Here is a 25,402-nt window from a genome sequence, read left to right on the forward strand (position 1 = left end):
GATCGGGCAAGTTAGTGGTCTCATAAGGTTTCCTTACGGATTGATAGCAGCTTATGCCGACTATCCTTCAGCGGCTGCTGAAGCTCGTAGGAAAAGAGCAGCCGCAGCGACGGGAAAACCTTGAGTTATCTGAACACTAACCCTTGTGTGCTCGTTATTCTTCTTCTAGATGGCCTCCGAATCACCTTCGTTCGACGTAGCCGCGAACTTTCAGCAAGGTAATTTTTGGACCCCACCTACGTCAAGAACTTGTGTCGTGGCTCACGGTTCCAACTATATATAGTGGAAGATTGTTAAGTATGTGGAAAAGTAGCTAAGCCACAGAGATTCCTCTGAGAATCCTTTCAGAGGATTCACAACGGCCACGCTTCGCCGGATCAAGGTCGCCTCGCTGAAGGCCCTAAATGTTGTGCCGGCGCATCAATGAATCTGGGAAAAATAGATGCCGCCCAAGGGGATAGCCTGCGCCACTGTTCAGAACATCCCGGTAGCCGCAGCAATGATACAGTTTTTTTGACCCAGATCTTCACACAGTGGAACAGAAATACTTCTGACAGAAGGTTGTCTCTCAGAGACATGGACAGGTGCTATCGGGGCTCCTGAGCGAACTATCCGTACGGGAAGGGCCTATCGTGGAGCGCCTTCTTGGGTGGCATCGGCAAGTCCTTGAAGGTTTCGCCCATTACGGCGCTTTTGATCGCCCCTCGGCTCACACTGTAATCCCGCGAGAGCTTTCCCCACTCCCGCTCCCCTGACGCATACCTTAGACGGGCCTCAAGAACCTGCTCAGCGGTCAGTTTGCGTTGGCGGATGGGCACGGCGAATCTCCATGAGAACAAAAATGGAACATCTCATAGAGCCTGTGGGTTCGTCGATAAGCCGTAAGGGAGACTGTGGATGGCTGCTACCCCGAAACGCCTTGTGGAAGCCTTGAAGGTTCCTAGTGGGACTGCTGCGGAAACTGAAGAGCTTCCAAGAATGGAAACTCTAGGACGATTTCATCCAGATCGTCCTTCACCTCAACATGGGATGACGCCCAGTTAATCGGCCTCTCAAACTGAGCGTCCATCAGGTTCTGAGCCATCGCTTTAGCTACTTCCCACGCTTGATCGGGATCGCGGAGGGTCTGCCCTTCAGGGTCGCTGAGAACATCCTCACCGATATGTATATTGAAGAAGTATTTTGGCATGGCTTCTTTCTGCATGGGCTCCCCTGCGAGCCAATCAATTCCGAAAAGTAGTGTTCCATGAGGAAAGCTTGGGCCTCTTCCCTGGAGCCGCCTCTCTGCCTTCAGGAGGGCTGAAAGCATTGGCACAAAGAGCAGCGCAAAACACCTAAAGGCTTCTGGCTCTTATAAGACACGAGGAAGGGTGATGCCTCTCATGTGAAGTTCGGCCCGGTATGCCTTAAGTTCGCCGCTGAACTGGCTGAGTTGTGTTTCTAAGTGCCGAACGTGTGTCAGCAATTCGGTATCGGTCAATCCTGATAGGGTAGGTATCCCAACCTTCCGGCGCACCCCCCTTGTCACGGAGCGTAGCTGGGCAAGGGATGAGCGACCCATGTTCGGTACTGTAAGCCAGTGCGAGTCAGGTGTGCTGGCTACTTCCAGGACGGTGGGGCAACGTCCATGAAACTCCGTAAGGACAGCAGTTTTGATTCTGGGTGGAAGCGTCTCGATAGGAAAAGGGTCACTCTCACGCATGTCACTTCCTATGACATTCACTAGAAGGAAGTAGATGCCTCACTGAAATCTTGGCAAGTATGAGGCAGAAAGCTTTTGGTTATCCTTTGGGGGGATGAGAAACGCAGTTTGTAATCTTCAATACAAGACCGCACGCCCCTGGAACGACTATAGCAGAACCAGCTTCTGAGAGGCAAAAGAACCCCCGAAGACAAGCTCAGGAACGTGGCGGATAAGCTTTCAAGGCTGACTGAGAACCACGTGATTAAGGGAGCCTGCCATGATTGACGCTAGGAACTCTCGGACCCTAAGCTTAGCTTTAGAACAGCTATCTAACGCAAGGGGGGTGCGATGGCTTTCGATGACATTCTCTTCAGCTTCAAGGGCCGAATTGGTCGTCTGACCTACTTTGGCTATTCGATGCTCGTTTTGGTGATCTTAAGCATCGTAGGCGGCATACATGAGGTAGTGATGGCGTCATCGATTAGCGTTGTCGGCAATGCCCTGCCTTGGTGGATCACCTTCCTCACATTCCAAGCGGTAGGCTATTGGTGCCTCTACGCTCTCCAAGCAAAACGCCTTCATGACCTTGGCTTCTCAGCCTTACATCTAATCTGGCTAACAGCCGTGTGGGTTGGGGTAGTAGCGATGATTTGGCTTTCGCCGGTGCTGGCCGTCATTGGAGGGCTATTCGGCATCTGTGTATCTCTGTGGCTCTATCTAGCCCCAAGCCAACAGGAGGCGAACCGCTTTGGTCCGTTTCATAAGGCATCGGAGTTTAAAGCCGCTAAGGTGCCAAGCAATCGGGTTGTATGGAAATCGTACAGTAGCAGTAGATAGTATATAGCAATTGGTATGTGTTCTACCCGAAGAAAGGCCCCTGCGGAAACAATGGGGCCTCTCTAGTTCTATAAAGTCACCGTAGATAACCCGGCCTCATCTATAACGGCATACAGTCTTTCCAACTCAGAAGCAGCAAGCAAGATACTTGGGCCGTTGTGTAGATCGTAACCAGACGATTGCAGAAGTTCTACTGCCGCTAATGTGTTCGCGGTAGCCGCCGCCCCGTGTTCTTTGTGCCAAGTAATATAGAAATCGGGAAAGTGCTTATAAGACCCCTTAGTCATTGCCATCTCCTTCTTCTCAAATAAGGCAATAAGGTGTCTATAACCCGCAGGAAAAAAGTCGGCAATAAGTATTTCCCGCACATAATCACATAGTAATTACTGACTAATACCTATCTCTATTATTTGTGGCGACGTATGGGAAACCCAAATAACCGTTACCTCAATCTTAGAGGACAGCGGTGGCTCCTGCGTTTCCCCTACAGATGGGACCCATAAAATTCACGACACTGCACGGCAGCGGCTAACAACAACGCTTGGGGCTTTAGCTCTTTTCTGAAGAACCGGGTGGGTGGGTCCAGGAAAGCCAAAGGTCAGCGGAGGGACCCAAAAAGGGACCCAATCTCCTCACTGGCAGCAAGAGAAGCTCTCAATCACAGTATGCCTCTGCCCTCTCAGGTCTCGTGGGTATCCAGCGACGATGAGGGGAAGGAGCACGGATAGATCTACCCTTCAGACATTAGGCGCGGTGTCCACGCTCAATGACAAGCTGCACTTGCTTGGCAGACCATTCGCCACCACGAGAAGTCTTAACGTTCCTCTCGTTTAGCTCAGAGGCGATAGCCCTCAGGGTCGTGAACCCCTGAGCCTTGAGCTTCTCAATGACAGGCAGGACGTTTGCCGCAAACTGGTCAGCCTTTACGGTCCTGACCTCCCGGCTCTTGGCCTGTGCCTTCTCGATCTCGGGAGAGCCAAGGCGCTTGCCAGAACGCTTGAGGGCCTGGAGAGCCTCAGATGTGCGCTTGGCTATCATATCCCGCTCGTGCTCGGCCACGGCAGCAAGGATGTGGATGGTGAGCTTATTGGCATGGGGGTTGTCACAGGCCACGAACTCAACGCCACTCTTCATGAGGTTCGCGATAAACGCGAGATCACGAGAGAGCCTGTCCATCTTGGCGATAACGAGGGTGGCCTTGCGTTTCTTACAGAGGGTGATAGCCGCCTGAAGCTGCTTACGCTCATCGTTCTTACCGCTCTCGTGTTCCTCAAACTCTCCGATGACTTGGTGCTTCCCACCATTGAGCCAGGAAATGACAGTGGCCTTCTGTGCCTCGATACCCAAGTCCTGAGTGCGGGTTGAGGTCCTGTAATAAGCCACAAAGTTTCCGTCAGCCATGGTTGTAACCTCGTCTGTGAAATCAGTATATGACCGTTTACAAATTTCACAAGAGATATTTTGGACCAATGCGTCTTTGGACACCTTAGGGAGAGCACCTCTCAAGCGCGCGCATTTTTGGCACAGTTAAGGAGAGAGCGCCTAGATGCGTTTTTACCAGTCTTAAGGGGACACGCGGAACCTCCTAATGCTTTTGGAACGCTTTAGGAGATGCCGCACTTTTGTCCCCCTTAAGGAGAGGCTGCATTTTTGTCTCCCTTAAGGAGAGAGCACTCACTTTTGTGGCCCCTAAGGAGGGGCGTGCACTTTTGTGCCCTTTAAGGGGAGCCTCTCCAAGCATTCTTGCCAGCCTTAAGGAGAACGCACCGCTCATGCGATCCATCAGACCCGCAGAAATGGGACGCTTTAGGGGAAGTGTGTGCCTTCCATGAGCGGCATCATGCATCTCTCCAGGAACATCTTATGGAAAGGGGCTCTCCCCTCTCTCCGAACTCTCAGGGCCTCGCCTTCATGGCGGGGCTCTTTTTTGTTGTCATGAAGACACAGACACTTGCCACGGAAAGGAATAACGAATGGGTGGCGGATCACAGAAAACCACAGAATATCAGAAAACTGACCCTTGGGCCGGTCAACAGCCATATCTGAAGGATGCGTTTGCTGAGGCCCAACAGATCTACAACAGCAAGAAGGATTCCAACGGGTACTCTGGAAACCACGTTGCTAGTTACGAGCCTCAAGATATCTCAGGCATGAGGGCAGTCCGTGATTGGGCGGGTACTACAGGCCAAGGGATCATCGATACGCAGGCTGCTGGTGGTCAGGACTTGTTCTCTCGGGGCTCTCAGGCCCTCACTGAGGTCGATAGAAGCCTTGAGGACTTTGCGGCGAAGGATTGGACCGCAACGCACATCGATAACGCGGGACGGTACTCTAACAACCCGTTCATGGATGCGATGGTGGAGGCTTCTACTCGTGATGCTCAACGGACCTTCAATGAGGACACCATTCGAGGCATCAACCAGAACGCCGCGACCACTGGTAACACTAATAGCACTCGTGCGGGCGTGGCGGCTGGTATTGCTCAACGTGGAGTCGCTGACTTCGCCGGTGACACATCAGCGACCATGCGTGGTGATGCGTGGAGTACGGGGCTGAAGATGAGCCAGGGCGATCAGCAGAGCATTCTTAAGAGTCTGATGGGCGATGGGGGGCGCGGCGATCTTGCCAGAGATACAGTCGCAAGGGGCAGCACCATGATGAATGATGCCTTAGCGAATGAGGCTGGTGTTCTGGGTCTTCAGTCATCGATTGCCGAGCTTCTCAAGGGTGACAAACAGTCCAAGCTCGATAACGCCATGCAGAAGTACGAGTACAAGGACACGCGCAGGCAGTCGCTCCTTGATAAGTTCTACAACATCGTAGGCAACAAGCTTTGGGGTAGCGAAGGCTTCTCAACCTCCAAGACTGAGGCACAACCTTCGGCAATGTCCACGGCTGGCTCGATCATCGGCAGCATTGGCTCCCTGTTCAGGGGCAAATAGCGGAAAGCACCAAGACAAACCAAGAGAGCGCCTAAGGGCGCTTAGGGTCAATCAAGAGAGGACCTCCAGCGATGGGGGTCCTTTCGCATTTTCAGACAGGACAACAACGATGATTACGCGTCGATTCAACGAACCAAGGGGCCTCTCGGAGGAAACTCCGTTCTATGGGCTTTATGTGCGGCTCTCAGGTGAGAGCCGAGAACTCTTCAGAAAGGCACACGAGATTGCCGCCAAGCGGCTAGGAGCCACACCAAGCAATCCCATCCTGCTCGATGAGCTACTCAAGGCGTACCTGAGGGAAGCCGGAAATGGCTAAGGGTAAGATACGCAAAAGGAAGTCTAGGAATCTCACGAGAACGGAGTACCGCTCTGATCTTGAGTGGAAGGTCTCACGGCAACTCACGGAAGCTGAGATTCCGTTTGTTTATGAGGGTGAGGTGTTGCCCTACATCATGGGCAGGAAGGTCCACAACTACACTCCTGATTTCAAGCTGGGTCCGAGCACATTCCTCGAAATCAAGGGGAGGTTCGTGAATCCAGATCGGGACAGCCGAAAGCTCCTTCTCGTCCAGCAGCAGCACCCAGAAATTGACCTCCGCATTGTGTTTCAACGCGAGAACCAAGCGCTCTCACGTGATGACACAACCACTTACGCTGAGTGGGCGGACGCCAACGGATTCACATGGGCTGGTAAGGGTGCTGTACCTGAAGAATGGCTCCTTGAGTTCAAAGGGAGGCTCCATTGAGAGGGAAAACCACTCAAAGAGAGACCGTACCTGTGAGGGTCTATATCAACCCTGAGTATCTCGACAGGCTTGGAGAAATAACGGGAGTTCATGGGCTGTCTCTGAGCAGACTCGTGAACGCAGCAATCGCCGTGTCCATGCGACACAAAGAAGAACTTGTGAGGGACGCAGGAGGCGTCAAACAATTATGCCAAGAGACTCAAAGCTAATCTCAGCGGAGGAGGCGAGTAGACTTCTTAAGGCGGGAGAGGCTGTTAGGTCTGGAACGTCTGAGCACCACAGGATGATGGCAAGCCTTTGGGAGGCTGTAGCGAGGAACCTTATCTTCGTCGTTACGGCCAATGCGTGGTTTTATCGGAGTCTCGGAGCCGATAGGACGCCACTCAGGGATAACGCGGCACAGATGAAGGTTGATCTCGACTTTTCCTCTGAGAAGCCTGTGCTCTCTTATGGAAGGAACGATGGGAAGGTGAGGCTTTCCTATGAAGCCCCTCAACTATCTGAGGTTTCTAGCCCGATACTGCACAAGACGCTTGGGAGTTATCTCAAGGTCGATGAGCAGGGTTTTACGGCCCTACACCGCATGGTGGTGGACTTCATGGACACCTACCCGGGCAAAGAGAGTATCGTTGTGCTTCCTGAGAGAGCTAAGGTCTGGAACCTGTGGAGCCCTCCTGAGGTCAAACCTATCAGGACCAAGGGATATCAGGAGCCTAGGTGGTTCCTTGATGTGGTGGAGAGGTTCTTTGGGGATCACGAGACGGAGCGTGATTACTTCCTAGATTGGTGCACACATCTCATATGCCGACCAGATGTGAAGATGCCTGTTTCGGTATTGCTTGTGTCCAGCCTAACAGGTGCCGGTAAGGGCTTCATTGCGGAGGCTCTTAAGTACATGGTGGGAACTAGGAACTATAAGAACATCACCTCAGGCACACTGAAAGGGGGCTTCCAATCGTTCGTGATGGGAACCACGCTCGCAGTCGTTAACGAGCTTTATGAGCAAGGCGACTATGGATTCGCTGATAATCTCAAGACTTGGCAGAGTGAGGAAAGCCAGTTCGTGAACATCAAGTACGGGCCACAACAGAACACCCGTAACATGATTCACTTCTTAGCTTTCTCCAACCGATCATCAGCTATCGTTCTTGATGAGGAGGATAGGCGGTGGTTCACCTTTGAGAGCCCACAGCGGGACGCCATGCCTGCGGAGTGGTGGTCTGATAGGTGGAAGTATCTCAAGCATCCTGAGACACGCTTGCCTCACATGGGAGCGCTTGGAAGCCTTAGGCGGTGGTTTGAAGATCGTATGAAGGAGATCGAGCGAACCGGAAGATTCCAGCCGTTCGCAAGACCTCCTGAGACGGAACACAAGCGCAGTCTGATTGAGGATAGTCGCTCCCCGTTCTACGTGCAGGTGGCAGGGATGCTTGAGCGTCGTGAGGTGCCTGAGGTCTCTAACGCGAGAGGGCTCACAACCATCCCGCTGATAGAAGCCTCTTTGGAGTTCACGGGGTCGTACAAGAGACCTCCGAACAATCAAATGACGCAGGACCTGGGGGCCTTAGGGTTCACAAGGGTTCGGACGAAACAGGGGAGGTTCTGGGAGCTTCCCAAAGGCTATAAGGTGGGTGAGACGCTCGATATTTGAGCGTAATCGCTAGGAGTCACCCCGATGTGCGAGACACGAGAAATCCTTTGTTTCTAAGGAGTTCAAGGACCTTAAGCATCGGGGAGGCCCCGTTCATTAGTGTTTAGCCTGTTTCGTGTGTCACCGTGTGTCACCAGCACATGGGAGCCTCAACTCTGGAGTATTGTGTTGCAATTATGCAACATTATAAACATGCGCCGACTATTCGGGCCTGTAAATTACAACCTCTTCTAGATAACCCTGAAGCTGCTTGAGTTCGTGCCCCTCGCCATAGCCCTGAGGAATCGTGAATCTCCCCCATCCACCTATGCGGTTGTGAGCCTCCTCAGGTATCTTGGCTAATCTCAAGCGGTCCTTCATCGCGTGGCGGAATGAATGAGATGTCTTGCTGATTTCAAGGGAATTCCGAAGCCACTTCTTGATGGCGTTGGATGCCGCAGTGCCGTTAACGCCTTCATCATTGGCATAGCGGGGAAAGAGCCATCCATCTCTGCGCTTGAGTGCCTTGGATTGCTTGACGGCTCTTGTGACTCCCCAAAGGGCCATGCCAACCAAGGGGACCTTACGTTCCGTTGTCTCTTCCTTGAGGGATCGACCGTGCTTCAGGTGAGTTCGTATCCAGATATGCGGAACAGCGTGGTCTAAGAAAACGTCCTCAAGCCGCAATCCGGCAATCTCACTTAACCGAGCGCCTGTATCGGACAGAGCAGCAACCAGATGGCGAATATCGTCATCCCTTTCCACGCAATCCTTAGCAATCGTCGTAAGTTCTTCCTTTGTGAAGGACACACGCCGCTGCTTATCCAGCCCCAAGTTAGGGATTTTGAGCCGCCTAAACGGGTTGTCCAAGCCACGTAGTTCAAGCTCGTCAATCGCTATGTTGAACACCGCGCTAAGTACAGCGATGCGGCGGCGGATAGTGGCTGTCTTGTTGCCCTTAGCCGATAGAACTTCGATCACAGCCCGACCATGGGCACGATTATAGAGGTCTAACGGGAGGTCTCCTGCCACACTCTCTAGATGCCCAACAGCCCGCTTGGTGTTCTCAATGAACTTCTTCTGTTTGCCTTTGGCGTGCTGCTTCAGATACGCCTCTACGGCTTCGCTCAAGTGAGGACGGTGTTTGGTAGTCCCTTCACTCAGGAGGCGAACAGCTTCGGCCTCCACGGGCGTGTAAAAGCTATCTACGGGGCGAACCTGAGACACATGAGGATCGTGGCGGGACTCAAGATACGCCGTGCCATAGCGCCGTGACATATAAGCGTCTAGCGCGTCCACCGTTTGGCTTGCATCACGGTTCAAATCGCCAGGGGCAAGCCCTAGAGACTTCAGGAGCGCATTAGCGCCTTCTGTGTTCTCACGGGTTGTAAGGCCCGAAGCTTGTCCCTCAGGAGAGCGTAGGGATTGCCAGAAGGCATCGTCTTTCGCAGCCAAAGCCGCAGCCAACTTCGCCGCTTGATGAGGGTCCTGTGTTTTCAGGCTCTCATAGCGATAGGGCTGCGGGTAATGGTGTTGCAGTTCCTTCGGAATACGTCTCCGGTAGAACCAGACACCACGCTTCAGGACAGTGTACTTCACGGTGATTTTTAGAGAGCCAATCTGAAGGGTTAAAACTGACACCAGTGTGACCTCGTGTGTGACCACGAGCAACCGATTATCTAACTTAACCTCTTGAGAAAGCTTAGAAAACCATCAGGAAAGATGGTGCCCAGGAGAGGACTCGAACCTCCACGGTGTTACCCGCTGCTACCTGAAAGCAGTGCGTCTACCAATTCCGCCACCTGGGCATGCCTTGTCGGCGAGGCTTCGTTTACGGTGCTTCTGGGGCCGCGTCAATCGCCGAAAATGCGTCCCATGCGGTTTCTTGCTGTCGCACCTCTTCACAGGGGGGCGGCGTTTGACTAGAGACGTTTTAAATTTCGCCCCAAGCTCCATACGGGCCCTTCACCGGGCAGGAGAGTTTCATGATCGGTGCCCTTCGCACGCCTGAGCAACAAACCGTCACCGTTTTCGGCGGATCGGGCTTTCTCGGCCGCTACGTGGTGAGCCGTCTGGCCGAGCGCGGCTATCGCGTCCTCGTGCCGACCCGCCAGCCGAACCTCGCGAACTTCCTGCCCCTGGGCAAGGTGGGTCAGATCAACCCGATCCATGCCAACCTGCGCAACGAGGATTCCATCGCCCATGCGGTGGCGCGGGCGGACCATGTGGTCAACCTCGTCGGCATCCTGCAGGAGACCGGCCGCCAGCGCTTCGACACGCTCCAGGCCAAGGCGCCGGCCATGATCGCGCGCCTGGCCAGGAAGGCCGTGTCCTTCACCCATGTCTCGGCCATCGGGGCCGATGCGGGTTCCGAATCGACCTATGCCCGCACCAAGGCCGAGGGCGAGACGGCCCTGCTCGAGGCGCGGCCGGATGCGACGATCCTGCGTCCTTCGCTGATGTTCGGGCCGGGCGACAGCTCGTTCAACCGCTTCGCCACGCTCGCGCGCATGCTCCCCGTGCTGCCGCTGCCAGGCGCCGAGACCCGCTTCCAGCCGGTCTATGCCGGCGACGTGGCCGAGGCCATCGTGCGGGCGGTGGACGGTGCGGTGCCGGGCGGGCGCACTTATGAGCTCGGCGGACCCGAGATCCGCACCATGCGCCAGATGATGGAATTCGTGTTCGAGGTCACCGAGCGCAAGCGCGTCATCATCCCGGTGCCGAACTCCCTGGCGCGGACTCAAGGCAGCGTCCTTGGGACCCTCGACTGGCTGACGCTCGGCCTTCTGCCCGACGAGATCGTCACCACCCGCGACCAGGCAATCCTGCTGGAGACGGACAACGTGGTCTCGGAAAGCGCCATCCGCGAGGGCCGGACGCTCCAGGGACTCGGCCTCACGCCCACCACCATCGAGGCGATCGTGCCGAGCTACCTCCTGCGCTTCCGCAAGACCGGCCAGTTCGACCTCAAGCGCAACGCGCCGTCGACAGGCCACTGAAGGGCTAGCGCATCGTGCGGAAAAGTGGATCCGGTTTTCCGCGCTGAACGATGCGCCAGCCAAGAGAAGGAGCATCGGAAGCGACCCCAAAAGTGGGTCCACTTTTGGGTCCGATGCTCTAGAAGCAAGCCCTTCAATATTTCTCGATGGGTGCGGGCTCTTCACGGCGAAGCGGCATCCGCTTCGCCGAATTCTGCGCGAGCTTCTTGTGCAGGTGAACCATCAGCGTCGCGCCGAAGATCGGCGTGATCAGGTTCAGCACCGGCACGAGAACGAGGCCCGCCACGACGGCACCAGCGGCCAGCACCGTGCCCCGGTGCTCGGTGCGCAGGCGCGCCACATCCTCAGCCGGCCAGAAGCGGCCCGCCGCCAGTTCAAAATATTCCCGGCCGAGCAGATAGGCATTGGCGACGAAAAACACGCCGATATTGATACCGGGGATGAAGAACAGGAGCAGGGCGATGAGGTTCACAAGCAGCGACAGGCCGGCGAAGCGAAGACCGTAGAGAAGGGACTTGCCGAAGGGCAGCGCCTGTCCCGGCGGATCGGCCGGATAGTCCTTGCGCTCCACCACCTCGGCCACGTCGTCGAGGAAATAGCCCGCCACGATGGCGGAGATCGCCGGCAGCAGATAGATCAACGCAACGAAGAGGCCGAAGCCCGCCAGGAAGAACGCGAAGCTGTCGATGATAGGATAGCTGGCGCTCAGATCGTGGTTCGTGAGGAAGATGTCGAACAGCTTGGTCAGGCCGAGCCAGACCAGGATAAGCAGCGCCACCGTCAATCCGATCGATTTCCAGAGAATGTGCCGCAGGGCGGGCGAGAAGATCTCGCGGGCCGCCGCGAAAACCGATTGGATCAGCATCTGTCGTTCGTGTCCTTCATTCAGCATCCCTTGATGCAGGAGGCGGACCTTACTTATGAACGAACCCGCCGCAAAGCGAGGGGTGGAGATCATCGTGCCGATGGAAGATGCAACGTGGACGAGCTTGCCTACGAATCCGGACGTGGCGATTATCGGCGCGGGGAGCGCCGGAATCGCCGCGGCACGGCGCCTGCTGGCGTCGGGATTGACGGTGACGGTGCTGGAGGCCCGGGATCGCATCGGCGGGCGCACCGTTACCCGTATGTTCAAGGGTCATCCGCTCGATCTTGGCGCCCATTGGCTTCATGCGGGGCCGATCAACCCCTTGGTGAAGCTCGGACGGACGCGAGGTGAACCCTTACGCCGGGCTCCCGTGAACGGACATTTCTTCATCCGCGGCCGGCCGGGCAGCGGAGCCGCGCGCGCCGCCCTCGACCGCGCCTTCGACATGGCCGACCGGGCGATGACCCAGGCCGCGAAAGCCCGCGAAGATCAACCGGCTGCCAAAACGCTGCCTCCCATGGGACCTCAAGGGAAGCGCGTCGCTGCCATTCATAGTCTCGTCTCAGGCCGGCCTCTCGACGAAGTGAGCCTGCATGATTTCCCGAGCATGGAATATTCGGACAATCTCTTCATCGCCGGCGGCCTCGGCGCCTATGTGCGCCGCCTCGGCCAGGATTTGCCGGTACGGCTCGGCACCGCCGTCCGTGCCATCGACTGGTCGGGGCAAAGCGTGAGGATCGATACCTCTGCCGGGACGCTTCAGGCCAGGGCCGTGATCGTCACCACACCCATGGCGGTGCTGCAGCAGGGTGCGATCCGCTTCGCACCCGCTTTGCCCAACACCATCGCGGAAGCCGTTCACGGCTTCACGCAAGGCGTCTACGAACATGTGGTCCTGCACTGGCCGGATTCGCCCTTCCACGGCGCGGACCGGCTGGCGAGCCTGACGGGGACTCGCTTGCAGCCGCCGGGTCTCCTGACCCGCATCGACGGCACACCGTTTCATTTCTTCGAGCTCGATCAGCCCAGAGCTGCCAGTTTCGACCGGCGGGACATTCATGCGCCCTATCGTTATGCACGTGCTGTACTGTCGGAGCAGTTCGGCCATCGGGCGGTCCGCAATCTCTCCGCCTTGCACAGCACCGCCTGGCGGCATGATCCCTGGTCGCGCGCCTCCTGGGCCGTGGTGCCGCCGGGACTTTATGCCATCCGCGATATCCTGAAGATGCCGGTTGGAGAGCGGATCTGGTTTGCCGGCGAAGCGCTCTCGCGTGCCCAGTGGGGCACGGCCGGAGGAGCCTGGGAGGAAGGCGAGAGAGCGGCCGGAGAGATTGTCGCTAAACTACGCTGACGGCGTTCAGGGCTGAGACAAGCCAGTATCCAGCTGGGCGCGCACCCAGGTGACGGCCTCGTCGAGCGTGGCAAGAACGGGAGGCGTCACACTGATGAGACCGCTGCAGGGGCCGAAGCCAGCTTCCAGAAACCAGCCTCCGGCCTGCCCCCGACCGCCGACGGTTTCTTCCGGCGTCACCCAGGTAAAGACGGCGATCAGCTGCCCATCCACGAGGACCAGCTGTCCCTCATGACGGCCGCCGTCGGCCATAACGGGCATCGGTTTGAGAGTAATGTCGTGCATCTCGTTTCCGCAAGTCAGCGCTATCGGTGTTCGTTCTGAATGCTGAGATAGGTCGAGGTGAATTCGCCCACCTTCTTCAGCCGCTCCCAATCGAGAATGGTCAACGCATCACCCTGAAAACGGATCAACCCTTCCTTGCGCAATTCCTGCAGCACCCGGTTCACATGAACGGTTGAAAGTCCCAAGGTATCACCGAGCTCTGCCTGAGTGATCGGTAATTGGATCGTGTCACCCTCAACCCGGCCGATTACCTTAAGACGTAGGAAAAGCTCGCAGATCAGATGAGCCATGTGCGCCGTGGCGGAAAGGCGCCCCATGGTCGTCAGCCATTCCCGGTGAATGGCGCCGTCGATCAGGGTGCTGAGCCAGAGCAGCCGTGTGAGATGAGGGAATTCATCGGTGATCTTCTCAAGCGTCGCATGCGGAACGAGAGCGATGCGGCAATTGGTGAGCGCCAGAACCCCGTGGTCCATCGTCTTCAGAAGGAAACTGTGCAGGTCGATGAAATCACCTGCAACATGGATGGCCGAGATCTGTCGCCGACCATTCGAGACGATCTTGTAGCGAGCTGCAAAGCCCTCAAGAAGAAGCGAGCTTTCCGTTGGGCGGTCGCCTTCCCGCACGAGGTCCTCATCGGCTTCGACGACGCGAATACGTGCAATCGCGTTCTCGAGAGCTCCTTTTTCTGCGTCGGAGAGCCCGTCGTACTTCTCAAGCTTTAGAATGAGGGAATTGGTCATCAAGGCCATAGGGGTAGGGACACTCCTGTTCTGGTCAAACTCCACTCTTAGCCGCACTCACATATGTTTATGCTCAAGATGGATTTTGGTTGCATGGGACCGCGACCCACATCTTCAGATTCGCAACGAGGCCGAAGATTCGGTTGATCCATCGATGAGGGAGTGCGCCGGAGTCGTCCTGTAGACTCGGAACGTCAGTCCAGAAGAGCCCGTATCGCCCTGGCGGGAGCGTGTTCGCCATAGGGTTTGGCGATGAAGATGGCCTCTCGCGGCAGCAAGCCGTTGCCCGGCTCCAGATGGCCGGAGGTGATGACGACGGAGATGTGCGGCCAGCGGCTGCGAACGAGGGAAGCGAGCTCAAGACCGTTCATGGGGCCGGGCATCTTCACGTCGGTGAACAGAACCCGGATATCCGCTCGGTGCAGAAGAACCTCCTGCGCCGCCTGGGCGTTGGCGGTCTCGACTACCTCGAAACCGGCATCCTCAAGGGCATCGGCCGTCGCCATGCGGATAAAGGGCTCGTCCTCCACGAGGAGCACGACAGGGCGCAAGGAAATCGTCGGGCCGTTCATCAGATCGGGGGCGCTCGCCGCAGGATGGGGAGGGTTACGCAGGCCGAACAACGCGAATCACATAAATTAACTTATGTTATCGTTACGTTAGAGCAAGGAAAAAATGTGCCCTAGAGCATCGTGCGGCCCTCCGGTTCCGCGTCCAACGATACGCTCTTCAAAGAGTAGAGCATCGGATTGAATCCCAAAAGTGCAGGTCCACTTTTGGGGTCCGGCATTGTCGGCGATGGCTCGCCGGTCGAAGCATGGTGCCCACTGGAAAACAAGGATCAGAGCATGCTGGGCAGAACGCGGTCGGGCGGCTTGTGACCGTCGACGAAGGCCCGGATGTTGACGATGACCTTCTCGCCCATGGCGACGCGTCCCTCATGGGTCGCCGAGCCCATATGCGGCAGCAGCACCACCTTGCCCTGCTTGGCGAGCCTGACGAGGCGCGGATTGACCGCCGGCTCCTCCTCGAACACGTCGAGGCCCGCGCCCGCGATGGCGCCGGCTTCGATGAGCTTGGTGAGCGCAGCCTCGTCGATAATCTCGCCGCGGGCGGTGTTCACCAGGATCGCATCGGGCTTCATGAGCTTCAGGCGCCGTGCCGAGAGCAGGTGATAGGTCGCCGGCGTATGCGGGCAGTTGACGGATACGATGTCCATACGGGCCAGCATCTGGTCGAGGGATTCCCAATAGGTCGCCTCGAGTTCGGTCTCGATCCTCGGCGGCACGTGGCGGCGGTTGTGGTAGTGGATCGACAGGCCGAAGGCCCTGGCGCGCCGGGCCAGGGCCTGGCCGATGCGGCCCATGCCGACGATGCCGAGGCGTTTTCCCGTGATGCGCCGCCCCAGCATCCAGGTCGGCGACCAACCGGCCCAGTTTCCATCCGGGATCACCCGCGCCCCTTCCGGGATGCGGCGGGCGACCGCCAGAATCAGCGCCATGGTCATGTCCGCCGTGTCCTCGGTCAGCACGCCGGGCGTGTTGGTGACGGTGATGCCCTTCGCCACTGCGGCCGACACGTCGATATTGTCGACGCCGTTGCCGAAATTGGCGATGAGCTTCAGGTTGGGACCGGCCTGCTCCAGCACCGCAGCATCGATCTCGTCCGTGATGGTCGGCACGAGCACATCGGCGGTCTTGACGGCTTCGGAGAGTTCTTCGGCCGAGAGCGGCCTGTCCTCGAGGTTCAGGCGCGTGTCGAACAATTCGCGCAGGCGCGTTTCGATCACGTCGGGCAGGCGGCGGGTGACAACGACGACAGGTCTCTTTTTCATCGACTTCAAGCGTCCCCAGCACTGAAAAGCCTGCGAATTATAAAGAGTTTCACGCTCTCTTAACTCTGCTTCGGCGATCAAAGGTGACGACCCGCCGCGTGGCGGTCTCCGTCAAGCTTCTCTACCAGAGCCTCAACCCAAGACAAAGCCACTATCCGGGGGAACCATGCGCAAGATCGTCCTTGCCCTTGCTCTTGTCAGCCTGAGCGCTGCATCGGCGCTGGCGCAGCAGCCCCCGGGCGGTCGCCTGGGAACCGGCCTGCCGGTGCCGCGCTATGTCAGCCTCAAGACGGATCGGGTGAATCTGCGCGAGGGCCCCTCCAAGGATCACAGGACCGCCTGGGTGTTCCAGCGCGCCGGGCTCCCCGTGGAGATCATCGCCGAATACGAGACCTGGCGGCGGATCCGCGATTCGGAAGGCACGGAAGGCTGGGTTCTCCACTCCCTGCTGTCGGGTCGGCGCACGGCTCTCGTGATGCCCTGGGCCAAGGGCAATCAGCCCCCGATCAGCCTTTTGGACCGCGCGGAGGATAAGGCCGGCGTGGTGGCTAATCTGCAGCCGGGCGTGATCACCAACATCAAGGGCTGCGACGGTAAATGGTGCCGCGTGATGATCGTGATGGACGGAGCCCGCGACGTAGACGGCTACATCCAGCAGGAAAAGTTGTGGGGCGTCTATCCCAATGAGGCGGTCGAATAGGCCTTTTCCGATTTATCAAGCATTCGGCCGGTAGAAGGCAACATCGTTTCCCGTTACCGGAAAGCCTGCCATGTCCTTGAACCTGAGCTTCAAACTTCTTCCGATCCTCGCCATCGCCCTCGGCGCCGCCTCAATTTTCATTCCGCGCTTCCTGAACATCTTCGTGGCGATCTTCCTCATCGCCTACGGGCTCGTCGGCTACGGCTTCATCCGCTGACTCCCTCACTGTCATTCCGGGCTTGCACCAGAGATGCGCCCCGGAATGACGGCGAGATTTAGACCACCCGTCGCATCAGCCGCTGGCCGAAGATGTTGAAGGCGAGACCCAGAACAATCACGCCGCCGCCGATGGCCTCGATCGGGTGCATGGCCTCGCCGAGAATGAGAGCGGAACCCAGGATGCCCGCGACGGGGACGAACAGAGCGAAGGGCGTCACGGTCGCCGCCGGGTGGCGGGAGAGGAGATAGGCCCAGATCCCGAAGGCGAAGATCGTGGTTGGATAGGCGAGATAGGCCACCGCCGCGAGCGTCCCGCCATCGATGTGCCTGAGCGCTGCGAAGACCTGCGTGGGACCATCGAGCCAGAGAGACAGACCGAAGAGCGGCAGCGGCGCGACGAGGCTCGACCAGACAATGAAGCCCAGCATGTCGATCCGGCCGGCGCGTTTCGAGACGATGTTCGCCACACCCCATGAGGCGGCGGCAACGACCGTCATCAGGAAGGGGACGGCCCCTCCCCCGGTCATGCGCGGCCAGGCGATCAGGACGAGGCCGAGACTGGCGACAAGACCGCCGATGACCTGATGCGGCCCAGGCCGTTCGCCCATGAACAGCGTCGCGAAGAGGATCGTGAAGAAGACCTGCGCCTGCATGACCACGGAGGCGAGGCTTGCCGGCATGCCGATGGCAAGCGCCGCAAAGAGCAGCCCGAACTGAGCGACACCGAGGAAGAAGCCGTAGGCGACGATCTTGCGCCAACCGGTCTTCGGCCGCGGGACGAAGAACACGGCGGGAAGGGCTGCGAAGAGGAAGCGGAGCGCAGCGAGCAGCAGGGGCGGCATGGTGCCGACCCCAAGCTTGATGACGACGAAGCTCAGGCCCCAGATGGTCGTGACGAGAAGAGCGACGAGGCTATGGCTGAGCGGCATTGGGGAACGGAACCGCCGCTCTCACGAAAGGGAATGCGGATCAGGCGGTCTTGCGGCGCAGGCGCACGATGACCTCGACGCCCGCCACTTCCATGCCTTCCGGCGGCTCGGGCAGGTCAGCCACGCTCAGACCCGAGGAGGGCATGTCGACGAGTTCGCCCTCTTCCTCCAGGAAGAAGTGGTGGTGCTCGGTCGGGTTGGTGTCGAAATAGGCCTTGGCCCCATCCACCGCGAGCTGGCGCAGGAGGCCGGCTTCCGTGAACTGGTGCAGGGTGTTGTAGACGGTCGCCAGCGAGACCGGGACGCGGGCGCGGGATGCCTCGTCGAAGAGCATTTCAGCCGTGATATGCCGGTCGCCCTTGCCGAACAGGAGCCAGCCCAGAGACACGCGCTGCCGGGTCGGGCGCAGGCCCACGCGACGCAGCTTGTCCCGCAATTCGGATACGGGGCAGCCCTTCCGATGCGAAGCGGTGGTGGACTCGATATAGGCGGACAAAGGATCGGTCATCGGCGGAACTGAATGGACGAATGGGCGCTTCTAACATCACAATCATAGGAAAGCGAGAGGGTTACTGCAAGGCTGCCCTGCGATGGCGGCCGGAATGATCCTTAAGACAGCGAAAGAATCCCGGCTCAGGTCCCTTTGATGGATGGCCAAGCCTGTGCTACCAGAGCCCGCACCCAGGTCCCGAGATTTTCTCGAGGCCGCTTTTTGAAGTCGCGATGAAAGGATCGGCATCCGGAATGGCCCGCCAGTCCAGCTTTACTTATGAAGAGCTCCTTGCCTGCGGGCGCGGAGAATTGTTCGGCCCCGGCAATGCGCAATTGCCGCTTCCGCCCATGCTGATGTTCGACCGCATCACCTCCATCGGCGAGGATGGCGGCGCCTACGGCAAGGGCCATGTGCTGGCAGAACTCGACGTGCGGCCGGATCTCTGGTTCTTCCCCTGCCACTTCCAGGGTGACCCGGTGATGCCGGGCTGCCTCGGGCTGGATGCTCTCTGGCAGATGACCGGCTTCTTCCTCGGCTGGGGCGGGTCTCCGGGCCGTGGCCGGGCGCTCGGCGTCGGCGAGGTGAAGTTCTCCGATCAGGTGCTGCCCACGGTCAAGAAAGTGGTCTACGGCGTCGATCTCAAGCGCGTCTTCCGCTCGAAGCTGGTGCTCGGCATCGCCGACGGCTGGCTCGAGGCCGACGGACGCCGGATCTATGAGGCCAAGGACATGCGGGTCGGCCTTTTCCAGGCGGACACGCCGGCAGGCGGCTAGGCCTTTTGGCGCTGACCAAACGTCAGCGGCTGTCCCATCGTATTGACAAAGAGTATTCTTTTTTAAAGAACCGGCCTCGCTGCTCGACGGCGGGGCCGTCCATGTTCGGGATCACGCTTTCATCCCATTCGCATGGCTCACTGTTGAGAATGCGCATCGTCGGCCTTACGTGTTGAATCGTTAAGGCTGGCAGTGAAGATCCTTTGAAGAGGTAGGCTATGAGGCGCGTCGTCGTCACCGGAATGGGCATCGTGTCGTCCATCGGCAACAACACGCAGGAGGTGCTGGCCTCTCTGCGTGAAGCGAAATCCGGCATCAGCAAGGCCGAGGATTACACGAAATACGGCTTCCGGTGCCAGGTTCATGGCGCTCCGAGCCTGAACCCGGAAGAGATCGTCGACCGGCGCGCCATGCGCTTCCACGCCAAGGGCACGGCCTGGAACCATGTCGCCATGGACCAGGCGATCCGGGATGCGGGTCTTGAGGAGAACGATATCTCCAACGAGCGCACCGGCATCATCATGGGTTCGGGCGGTCCCTCCACCCGCATCATCTTGGAAGCCGGCGACATCACCCGCGAAAAAGGCCCCAAGCGCATCGGCCCGTTTGCCGTGCCCAAGGCGATGTCCTCCACGGCTTCCGCGACGCTCGCCACCTGGTTCAAGATCAAGGGCGTGAACTATTCGATCTCGTCCGCCTGCGCGACCTCGAACCACTGTGTCGGCAACGCCTACGAGATGATTCAGTACGGCAAGCAGGACATGATGTTCGCCGGCGGCTGCGAGGACCTGGACTGGACCATGTCCAACCTCTTCGACGCCATGGGCGCCATGTCCACCAAGTACAATGACACCCCATCCCGCGCCTCCCGTGCCTATGACGCCAACCGCGACGGCTTCGTCATCGCCGGCGGCGCGGGCGTGCTGGTGCTGGAGGAACTGGAGCATGCCAAGGCGCGCGGCGCCCGCATCTATGGCGAGATCGTCGGCTACGGCCTGACCTCGGACGGCTACGACATGGTGGCGCCCTCGGGCGAGGGCGCGATTCGCTGCATGCGCATGGCCCTCAAGGACGTGCACAATCCAGTCGATTACATCAACCCGCACGCCACCTCGACCCCGGTCGGCGACCAGAAGGAGATCGAGGCGATCCGCGAGGTCTTCGGCTCTGGCGACAAGTGCCCGCCGATCTCCGCGACGAAATCGCTCACCGGCCATTCGCTCGGTGCCACCGGCGTGCAGGAGGCGATCTATTCGCTCCTGATGATGAACAACCGCTTCATCTGCGAGAGCGCCCATATCGACGAAATCGACCCGGAATTCGCCGACATGAACATCGTCCGTAAGCGCATCGACGACGCCAAGATCGACACCGTCCTGTCGAACTCCTTCGGCTTCGGCGGCACGAATGCCACACTCGTCTTCAGCCGCTATAACGGATAAGACACCGTCATAAACCTGAGACAGGTCCATGCGAAGCCCCGGTCGATCAAAGGGGACCTCGCATGGACACGCTCACCGACACCATTCTTCCGGCTCGCGATGCACACTTTCATAACAATTGGCGTCGCACCATGGAGCCGATGCATAGGGGGACCCAAGTGACCGGTCTGATGCAAGGAAAGCGCGGCCTCATCATGGGCGTCGCCAACGACCACTCCATCGCCTGGGGCATCGCCAAGACCCTGGCGGAGCATGGAGCTGAACTCGCCTTCACCTATCAGGGCGAGGCTCTGGGCAAGCGCGTCACTCCTCTAGCTCAATCGCTCGGCTCCAGCCTCGTTCTCCCTTGCGACGTGGAGGACATCGCCTCGGTCGATGCGGTATTCGACACCCTCGACAGGACCTGGGATGGCCTCGACTTCGTGGTTCACGCCATCGGCTTCTCCGACAAGTCGCAGCTCAAGGGCTCTTACGTGGACGTCACCACCCGCGAGAACTTTTCGCGCACCATGGTGATCTCCTGCTTCTCCTTCACGGAGATCGCACAGCGCGCGGCCAAGCGCATGAAGAACGGCGGCTCGCTCCTCACCCTCACCTATGGCGGCTCCACCCGAGTCATGCCGAACTACAACGTGATGGGTGTGGCGAAGGCGGCGCTGGAAGCCTCCATGCGCTATATCGCATCCGATCTCGGGCCTAAAGGAATCCGCTGCAATGCCATCTCGGCGGGGCCCGTGCGTACGCTGGCCGGTGCCGGCATCTCGGATGCCCGCCTCATGTTCACCTACCAGAAGGCGCATGCTCCCCTTCGCCGTACGGTGACCATCGAGGATATCGGCGGCTCGGCCCTCTACCTGCTCTCCGACCTCTCCAACGGCGTGACAGGCGAGATCCACTACGTGGATTCCGGCTACAACATCATCTCGATGCCGCGCCCCGAGGTGCTCAAAGCCCAGGATGCCGCCGGCGTGACAGGTGAAGAGGGCTAGCGCATCGTGCGGACCTCCGGGTCCGCACCGAACGATACGCTGCTTAAGGGATTGAGCATCGGATCGATCCCAAAAGTGCAAATCCACTTTTGGGTCCGATGCGCTAAGCGCCCTCTTCCAAAGATCTGGCAAACCTGGATCAAACCTATTGGTGCCCCTCCTCCGAATCTGGCAGGAATGGAGTGCACCAGCTGGCACGTCTCTCGAAAATCGGGCCGGTAATCTCAGCCCTGAAGCGTGACATCAGGGCTCGACGTTTCGAAGGCCACTTAACCTTACTAATAAATCATCAGTAAAAAACGGTCTCTTCGGCCTCCAAATAAGGCCAACTTAGTCCATTCATCCTAATGGACAGATATCCTAATGTAGGCCAAGAATTTATCTTATATTCGCGGCATTCTGGTTTGCGATATGCAATGGAACGACCACTTCCCCTTTGGTCCGGCGCACGGCTTATCTCACGAAGATCTGCTCATGCCCAAAGGGAATGGTTTGCCAATTAGTGAAAGTCTGTATCATTACGCATTCGAACTGAGCCGACAGATCCCGTGGCTTGCCGATGCGGATGGAAAGGTCGTTCAGATCGGACCCGGCTGGGCCGAATGGATCGGCCAGCCGCCTGAAGAGCTGGTCGGCAACGGCTGGGTAAAACTGGTCCATCCCGACGACCTGCCTCGTCTGATTCAGTCGAGGCGCGCAAGTCTGGCGACCGGGACGCCCTATCAATGCGAATATAGGATCAAGACGGCTGACGGCAGCTACCGCTGGTGCCGGTCCAGCTCGGCCGCCCGTCGTGATGAAGCCGGCACAATCATCTTCTGGTACGGTACGACGGAAGACATTCACGACCGGAAAGAGGCAGAACAGACCCTCCATGATCATGCCCGCGTCCTGGAAATGGTCGCCGCCGGTCAGCCCGTGGGCGAGATCCTCGCCGCTCTCTGCAGACTGACCGAGGAACGTATCCCAGGTGCTTGGTGTTCGATCCTGCTGCACGACCCCCAGGGCGGACGGCTTCGGCACGGCGCGGCGCCCAGCCTTCCCGCCGCCTATTGTGCCGCCATCGACGGGGCGTCTGTCGGGCCTAAAGCAGGTTCATGCGGCACGGCTGCCCATACGCGCAGCAGCGTCATCGTCACCGACATTGCATCCGACCCATTATGGGCCGATTGGCGCGACCTTGCGCTCGGTCACGGCCTGCGGGCCTGCTGGTCGAAGCCGGTCTTCTCGCGCTCCAGCGAAGTCCTCGGCACTCTCGCCCTCTATTATGGCGAGCCCCGCGCCCCGGCCGGCGACGAAATGATGCGCATGGAAGCCCTGCTCCATCTGGCGGCGCTGGCCATCGAGCGGCAGCGGGACGATGCGACCTTGCGCGAGAGCGAAGAGCATCACCGCCACTCGGTCGAGCTCAATCCTCAAATCTCCTGGACGGCCGATCCGCAGGGCAACATCCTCGACGTCTCCTCGCGCTGGTACGATCGCACCGGCAAGCGACCGGAAGACTCGCTGGGTTCCGGCTGGGCCGAAGCACTTCATCCCGATGACTCGGCACTCGTTATCGAGCGATGGTCCCACTCCGTGGCGACCGGCGAGGATCTCGATGTGGATTATCGCCTGCGCATGGCCGATGGTACCTATCGCTGGTTCCGCTCCCGCGCCGCGGCCCGCCGCAGCGACGACGGCACTGTCATTCGTTGGTACGGAGCTGCCGAGGACATCCACGACCGGAAGCTCACGGAGGAAACCCTCCGCTGGGCCGCCCACCATGACGATCTCACGGGTCTCGCCAATCGCAGACTTTTCCGCGAGCGCCTTCAGCAGGCGCTCGACGGGATATCCGACGCGCATCCGGCCGCTGGTCTGCTGGTCATGGATCTCGATCATCTCAAGCAGATCAACGACCGGTTCGGTCATGATGCCGGCGACGATCTCCTGAAGGAATTCGCACAGCGGCTGCGCAGTGTCGTGCGCCCCGCCGACACCGTCGCCCGGCTGGGTGGCGACGAATTCGCCGTCCTCCTGCCCGAGATCGCGGGAGAGAGCGATGTCGTCGCGATGGCCGATTCCATTCTGGCCCGCATGCAGGAGCCGTTGAAGCGGGACGGCAGGCTGCTGGACTGCCGCACCAGCATCGGCGGGGCCATTGCTGCCGGCTTCAGCATGAGTCCCGAGGAGCTTCAGAAGCAGGCCGACCTCGCGCTCTATCGCAGCAAGACCACCGGACGGGGCTCGTTCAAGATGTTCGTCCCGACCATGCGGGAGGAGTCGCAAAAGACGGCCTCGGCCCTGGAGGTGGCGGCACGAGCTGTCACGTCCGATTGGATCGTGCCGTTCTACCAGCCCAAGGTGGTGCTGGCCTCAGGAGCGCTCGGCGGATTCGAAGCGCTTCTGCGCTGGCGTCACCCCCACAACGGAATCCAGTCGCCGGAACAGATCGCTCCGGCTTTCGACGACACCGAGCTCGGCACGGCCATCGGCGAGCGCATGCGATCGTGTATTTTCAGGGATATCCGCGGCTGGCTCGATGCCGGGCTTTCCGTCGGCCGCATCGCCATCAATGCGTCGGCCGCCGAATTCCGGCGCGACAACTATGCCGAGCGCGTGCTCGACGATTTGAGGCGGATGGATGTGCCCGCCCGCTGCCTCGAAGTGGAAGTGACCGAGAGCGTCTTTCTCGGCTCCGGAGCCGAGTACGTGGAGCGAGCATTGCGTACGTTATGTGCGGAGGGCGTGACGATCGCGCTCGACGATTTCGGCACCGGCTATGCCTCGCTGTCGCATCTCAAGCGCTTTCCGGTCGACGCGATCAAGATCGACCGGACCTTCGTGAGCGGCCTGGAGACCGATGCGGACGACGCCGCCATTGTCAGGGCTCTGCTGAATCTCGGCCGCAATCTTGGCATCGAAGTGGTGGCCGAAGGCGTCGAGAGCGCCTTTCAGGCGACCCTTCTGCAACGCATGAGCTGCGATCTCGTGCAGGGATACCATTTCGGGCGTCCCATGCCCGCCGAGAACGTGCCGTCCTTTGTCACGTTGTGGGTCGGGATGTGATCGCAGTCGCTCGGCGGATACCTCCCCCGTCACGACTCCGCGAGAAAAACAACCTTGGCCTTGCCATCGCCACGATCGACCGGCACGAGAGATTCTCCTTACGAGAGTTCCGTTCATGATCCTGTCTCGCCGCGTCGTTCTCGCCGGTCTTGCTCTTGCCGGCACGAAAGCTCCCGTCTTTGCGCAATCGGCGCCGGAGCCGCAGATGATCCCGGTGGAGCTGATCGATAACGCGCTGAACCTGCCCTCCATCGTGCGCCTCGGCCACAAGCATGGCGATGTGATCATGGTGGAGTATTTCGACTACAATTGCCCCTGGTGCAAACGCTCGGCGCAAGCCCTGCCAAATCTGCTGAAGGCCGAGCCCGAGCTGACCTATGTCCTGGTGAATTTCGCCGTGCTGAGCCCGCAATCGGTTGCTGCCACGCGAGCGGCCCTGGCCTATCTGCAGCTCTATGGGCCTGAGCGCTATCTGCCGCTGCATCTTGCTCTGTTCGCCTTACGCGGCACGGTCGACGGCCCGCGGGCGCTGGCCGAGGCCGAGCGTCTCGGCGGCGATCCCAAGCGCATGGCCGAGATCGCCGACAGCGAGAAGACGACCCAGTGGATGAAGGATGCGTTCGCCACCGGCAACGATCTCGGCCTCGTCGCGACCCCGTCCTTCCTGATCGGCACGGAGGCCTATATCGGTGGCATGAGCCTGGAGCAGAAGCGCGAGGCGATCGCGCGGGCGAGGGGTTAACGCCTCCCTGTCATTCCGGGGCGGCTCGTCAGAGCCGAGCCCGGAATCCATAAACACGACGTGTCAGAAGAGGATAATCAGCGTCACGCCCATTCTGCAGCGTCAGCGGCTATGGCTTCCGGGCTCCGCTGCGCGGCCCCGGAATGAC

Annotated in this window: 25 protein-coding genes and 1 tRNA gene; 14 read left to right on the forward strand and 12 right to left on the reverse strand. The window is 59.1% G+C overall.

The window, feature by feature from the left end; all coding sequences use genetic code 11:
• Nucleotides 1-940: 940 nt before the first annotated feature.
• Nucleotides 941-1,204 (reverse strand): hypothetical protein, encoded by a 264-nt coding sequence (locus JO965_RS00530; RefSeq protein WP_246776695.1) that lies wholly within the window; start codon nt 1,202-1,204, stop codon nt 941-943.
• Nucleotides 1,205-2,032: 828 nt separating this feature from the next.
• On the opposite strand from JO965_RS00530, the gene JO965_RS00535 reads away from it, so the two are divergent.
• Complete coding sequence (locus tag JO965_RS00535; RefSeq protein WP_203441794.1) at nt 2,033-2,521, forward strand: DUF805 domain-containing protein; 489 nt, start codon at nt 2,033-2,035, stop codon at nt 2,519-2,521.
• A gap of 68 nt (nt 2,522-2,589) precedes the next feature.
• Here the strand turns inward: JO965_RS00535 and JO965_RS00540 are convergent, their stop codons facing one another.
• Together JO965_RS00540 and JO965_RS00545 are read right to left on the reverse strand one after the other, a co-directional pair.
• Entirely contained in the window at nt 2,590-2,808 is a 219-nt protein-coding gene (locus JO965_RS00540) for a hypothetical protein (RefSeq protein ID WP_203441795.1), read from the reverse strand.
• A gap of 457 nt (nt 2,809-3,265) precedes the next feature.
• Entirely contained in the window at nt 3,266-3,922 is a 657-nt protein-coding gene (locus JO965_RS00545) for a recombinase family protein (RefSeq protein ID WP_203441796.1), read from the reverse strand.
• A gap of 572 nt (nt 3,923-4,494) precedes the next feature.
• Between JO965_RS00545 and JO965_RS00550 the strand changes: the two genes are divergently transcribed.
• From JO965_RS00550 to JO965_RS00565, 4 genes are all read left to right on the forward strand, one after another.
• Nucleotides 4,495-5,463, forward strand: coding sequence for a hypothetical protein (locus JO965_RS00550; protein ID WP_203441797.1), 969 nt, complete (start codon nt 4,495-4,497; stop codon nt 5,461-5,463).
• A 109-nt stretch (nt 5,464-5,572) separates the two neighbouring features.
• On the forward strand, nt 5,573-5,779 hold the full coding sequence (locus tag JO965_RS00555) for a hypothetical protein (RefSeq protein ID WP_203441798.1): 207 nt from the start codon (nt 5,573-5,575) through the stop codon (nt 5,777-5,779).
• Nucleotides 5,772-6,209, forward strand: coding sequence for a hypothetical protein (locus tag JO965_RS00560; protein WP_203441799.1), 438 nt, complete (start codon nt 5,772-5,774; stop codon nt 6,207-6,209). Before JO965_RS00555 ends, JO965_RS00560 begins: the two co-directional genes overlap by 8 nt.
• 187 nt (nt 6,210-6,396) lie before the next feature.
• On the forward strand, nt 6,397-7,860 hold the full coding sequence (locus JO965_RS00565) for a primase-helicase family protein (RefSeq protein WP_203441800.1): 1,464 nt from the start codon (nt 6,397-6,399) through the stop codon (nt 7,858-7,860).
• Between the two features lie 201 nt (nt 7,861-8,061).
• Here JO965_RS00565 and JO965_RS00570 read toward each other — a convergent pair whose 3' ends face one another.
• Nucleotides 8,062-9,480 (reverse strand): DUF6538 domain-containing protein, encoded by a 1,419-nt coding sequence (locus JO965_RS00570; protein ID WP_203441801.1) that lies wholly within the window; start codon nt 9,478-9,480, stop codon nt 8,062-8,064.
• A gap of 82 nt (nt 9,481-9,562) precedes the next feature.
• Nucleotides 9,563-9,647, reverse strand: a tRNA-Leu gene (locus JO965_RS00575).
• A gap of 177 nt (nt 9,648-9,824) precedes the next feature.
• Here JO965_RS00575 and JO965_RS00580 point away from each other — a divergent pair.
• Entirely contained in the window at nt 9,825-10,838 is a 1,014-nt protein-coding gene (locus JO965_RS00580; RefSeq protein ID WP_203441802.1) for a complex I NDUFA9 subunit family protein, read from the forward strand.
• Nucleotides 10,839-10,971: 133 nt separating this feature from the next.
• On the opposite strand, the gene JO965_RS00585 is transcribed toward JO965_RS00580, so the two are convergent.
• The gene (locus JO965_RS00585) at nt 10,972-11,703 is read right to left on the reverse strand and encodes a sulfate transporter family protein (protein WP_203441803.1); all 732 of its coding nucleotides are present in this window, start codon (nt 11,701-11,703) and stop codon (nt 10,972-10,974) included.
• Nucleotides 11,704-11,803: 100 nt separating this feature from the next.
• Here JO965_RS00585 and JO965_RS00590 point away from each other — a divergent pair, with 100 nt between their 5' ends.
• Complete coding sequence (locus JO965_RS00590; RefSeq protein WP_246776933.1) at nt 11,804-13,057, forward strand: NAD(P)/FAD-dependent oxidoreductase; 1,254 nt, start codon at nt 11,804-11,806, stop codon at nt 13,055-13,057.
• Between the two features lie 6 nt (nt 13,058-13,063).
• On the opposite strand, the gene JO965_RS00595 is transcribed toward JO965_RS00590, so the two are convergent.
• From JO965_RS00595 to JO965_RS00610, 4 genes are all read right to left on the reverse strand, one after another.
• Nucleotides 13,064-13,342 carry a hypothetical protein gene (locus tag JO965_RS00595; protein WP_203441805.1) on the reverse strand — a complete coding sequence of 93 codons (279 nt, stop codon included), beginning with the start codon at nt 13,340-13,342 and terminating at the stop codon, nt 13,064-13,066.
• A gap of 20 nt (nt 13,343-13,362) precedes the next feature.
• A complete protein-coding gene (locus tag JO965_RS00600; protein WP_371826899.1) occupies nt 13,363-14,082 on the reverse strand; it encodes a Crp/Fnr family transcriptional regulator in 720 nt (239 codons plus the stop codon).
• A 194-nt stretch (nt 14,083-14,276) separates the two neighbouring features.
• On the reverse strand, nt 14,277-14,705 hold the full coding sequence (locus tag JO965_RS00605; protein ID WP_246776696.1) for a response regulator transcription factor: 429 nt from the start codon (nt 14,703-14,705) through the stop codon (nt 14,277-14,279).
• Between the two features lie 218 nt (nt 14,706-14,923).
• A complete protein-coding gene (locus tag JO965_RS00610; protein WP_203441807.1) occupies nt 14,924-15,916 on the reverse strand; it encodes a D-glycerate dehydrogenase in 993 nt (330 codons plus the stop codon).
• 166 nt (nt 15,917-16,082) lie between these two features.
• On the opposite strand from JO965_RS00610, the gene JO965_RS00615 reads away from it, so the two are divergent.
• Together JO965_RS00615 and JO965_RS00620 are read left to right on the forward strand one after the other, a co-directional pair.
• A complete protein-coding gene (locus JO965_RS00615) occupies nt 16,083-16,616 on the forward strand; it encodes an SH3 domain-containing protein (protein ID WP_203441808.1) in 534 nt (177 codons plus the stop codon).
• A gap of 70 nt (nt 16,617-16,686) precedes the next feature.
• Entirely contained in the window at nt 16,687-16,833 is a 147-nt protein-coding gene (locus tag JO965_RS00620; protein ID WP_203441809.1) for a DUF3096 domain-containing protein, read from the forward strand.
• Nucleotides 16,834-16,891: 58 nt separating this feature from the next.
• Here JO965_RS00620 and JO965_RS00625 read toward each other — a convergent pair whose 3' ends face one another.
• Complete coding sequence (locus JO965_RS00625; protein ID WP_203441810.1) at nt 16,892-17,764, reverse strand: EamA family transporter; 873 nt, start codon at nt 17,762-17,764, stop codon at nt 16,892-16,894.
• A 40-nt stretch (nt 17,765-17,804) separates the two neighbouring features.
• Nucleotides 17,805-18,272: a Fur family transcriptional regulator Irr gene (irr, locus tag JO965_RS00630; RefSeq protein ID WP_246776697.1), complete on the reverse strand. Its 468-nt coding sequence runs from the start codon at nt 18,270-18,272 to the stop codon at nt 17,805-17,807.
• A gap of 236 nt (nt 18,273-18,508) precedes the next feature.
• Between irr and fabA the strand changes: the two genes are divergently transcribed.
• From fabA to JO965_RS00655, 5 genes are all read left to right on the forward strand, one after another.
• Nucleotides 18,509-19,030: a 3-hydroxyacyl-[acyl-carrier-protein] dehydratase FabA gene (gene fabA, locus JO965_RS00635; RefSeq protein WP_203441811.1), complete on the forward strand. Its 522-nt coding sequence runs from the start codon at nt 18,509-18,511 to the stop codon at nt 19,028-19,030.
• Nucleotides 19,031-19,248: 218 nt separating this feature from the next.
• Nucleotides 19,249-20,472: a beta-ketoacyl-ACP synthase I gene (fabB, locus tag JO965_RS00640; protein ID WP_203441812.1), complete on the forward strand. Its 1,224-nt coding sequence runs from the start codon at nt 19,249-19,251 to the stop codon at nt 20,470-20,472.
• A gap of 158 nt (nt 20,473-20,630) precedes the next feature.
• A complete protein-coding gene (gene fabI / locus JO965_RS00645) occupies nt 20,631-21,461 on the forward strand; it encodes an enoyl-ACP reductase FabI (RefSeq protein ID WP_305846599.1) in 831 nt (276 codons plus the stop codon).
• Between the two features lie 474 nt (nt 21,462-21,935).
• On the forward strand, nt 21,936-24,512 hold the full coding sequence (locus JO965_RS00650) for a GGDEF domain-containing phosphodiesterase (protein ID WP_203441813.1): 2,577 nt from the start codon (nt 21,936-21,938) through the stop codon (nt 24,510-24,512).
• Nucleotides 24,513-24,627: 115 nt separating this feature from the next.
• Nucleotides 24,628-25,254 carry a thioredoxin domain-containing protein gene (locus JO965_RS00655; protein ID WP_203441814.1) on the forward strand — a complete coding sequence of 209 codons (627 nt, stop codon included), beginning with the start codon at nt 24,628-24,630 and terminating at the stop codon, nt 25,252-25,254.
• Nucleotides 25,255-25,402: the final 148 nt, after the last annotated feature.

Source organism: Microvirga sp. VF16 (genome assembly GCF_016864375.1).
Lineage (GTDB): Bacteria > Pseudomonadota > Alphaproteobacteria > Rhizobiales > Beijerinckiaceae > Microvirga.